This window comes from Mesorhizobium sp. M7D.F.Ca.US.004.03.1.1 (assembly GCF_003998635.1).
Classification (GTDB): Bacteria; Pseudomonadota; Alphaproteobacteria; order Rhizobiales; family Rhizobiaceae; genus Mesorhizobium; species Mesorhizobium loti.
On sequence record NZ_RZQG01001211.1, the window covers coordinates 1 to 1487 of the forward strand.

At 60.7% G+C, this 1487-nt stretch carries 3 protein-coding genes and 1 pseudogene; all 4 read left to right on the forward strand.

Features of this window, described 5'->3' with window-relative positions:
- The coding region (gene rplB, locus EN935_RS35655; protein WP_127374207.1) for a 50S ribosomal protein L2 at window positions 1-665 on the forward strand (665 nt) is incomplete at its 5' end.
- 16 nt (window positions 666-681) lie between these two features.
- A complete protein-coding gene (gene rpsS, locus EN935_RS35660; protein WP_006205463.1) occupies window positions 682-960 on the forward strand; it encodes a 30S ribosomal protein S19 in 279 nt (92 codons plus the stop codon).
- Between the two features lie 2 nt (window positions 961-962).
- Window positions 963-1352 carry a 50S ribosomal protein L22 gene (gene rplV / locus EN935_RS35665; protein WP_006205462.1) on the forward strand — a complete coding sequence of 130 codons (390 nt, stop codon included), beginning with the start codon at window positions 963-965 and terminating at the stop codon, window positions 1350-1352.
- Window positions 1352-1487 (forward strand): annotated as a pseudogene (locus EN935_RS35670) (30S ribosomal protein S3); the annotation flags it as partial. The gene rplV and the pseudogene EN935_RS35670, both read left to right, overlap by 1 nt.

Genomic DNA, 1487 nt, shown 5'->3' on the forward strand with positions numbered 1-1487 from the left:
GTCACAAGCGTTCGTACCGCATCATCGACTTCAAGCGCCGCAAGTTCGACGTCGTCGGCACGGTCGAGCGCATTGAATACGATCCGAACCGCACTGCCTTCATCGCGCTGATCAAGTACGACGATGGCGAGCTGTCCTACATCATCGCTCCGCAGCGTCTGGCTCCCGGCGACAAGATCGTGTCCGGTGAATCGGTCGACGTGAAGCCGGGCAATGCGATGCCGCTGGCTTCGATGCCGGTCGGCACCATCGTCCACAACATCGAGCTGAAGCCGGGCAAGGGCGCTCAGGTCGCCCGTTCGGCAGGTGGTTACGGTCAGCTGGTCGGTCGTGACCAGGGCATGGCGATCCTGCGCCTCAATTCGGGCGAGCAGCGTGTCGTTCACGGCTCCTGCATGGCCACTGTCGGCGCTGTGTCCAATCCGGACCACGGCAACATCAACGACGGCAAGGCCGGTCGCACGGTTTGGCGTGGCAAGCGCCCGCACAATCGCGGCGTGACCATGAACCCGGTCGACCATCCGCACGGCGGCGGCGAAGGCCGCACCTCGGGTGGCCGCCATCCGGTTTCGCCCTGGGGCAAGCCGACCAAGGGCAAGAAGACGCGGTCCAACAAGGCGACCGACAAGTTCATCCTGCGCTCGCGCCATCAGCGCAAGAGCTAAGAAGAGGTAACGCCAAGTGACTCGTTCGATTTGGAAAGGCCCCTTCATTGACGGCTACCTTCTCAAGAAGGTGGACAAGGTTCGTGAAGGTGGTCGCAATGAGGTGATCAAGATGTGGAGCCGTCGCTCCACCATCCTGCCGCAGTTCGTCGGCTTCACCTTCGGTGTCTACAACGGCCAGAAGCATGTTCCCGTCTCGGTGAACGAGGACATGGTCGGTCACAAGTTCGGTGAATTCGCTCCGACCCGGACCTATTACGGTCACGGCGCGGATAAGAAGGCGAAGAGGAAATAATCATGGGCAAGGCCAAAGCTCCGCGCAGGCTTGCTGATAACGAAGCGCGCGCCGTATTGCGCACGATCCGTATCAGCCCGCAGAAGCTGAACCTCGTTGCCGCGCTGATCCGCGGCAAGAAGGTCGCGACAGCGCTTTCCGATCTCGAATTCTCGGCCAAGCGGATTTCCGGCACGGTCAAGAAGACGCTGGAATCGGCAATCGCCAACGCGGAAAACAACCACGACCTGGATGTCGATGCACTGATCGTGGCGGAAGCCTATGTCGGCAAGTCGATCGTCATGAAGCGGTTCCATGCCCGTGGCCGTGGTCGCGCCAGCCGTATCGAGAAGCCGTTCTCGCACCTCACGATCGTCGTTCGTGAAGTCGAAGAAAAAGGGGAGGCCGCATAATGGGCCAGAAAGTCAATCCGATCGGTCTTCGCCTCGGCATCAACCGCACCTGGGATTCGCGCTGGTTCGCGAACACCGGCGAGTACGGCAAGCTGCTGCATGAGGACATCAAGATCCGCAAGTATCTCGAGAAGG

Bases quoted from the DNA above. Each gene is read 5' to 3' on its own strand.
- rplV (WP_006205462.1), top strand. From the start codon at position 963: ATGGGCAAGGCCAAAGCTCCGCGCAGGCTTGCTGATAACGAAGCGCGC.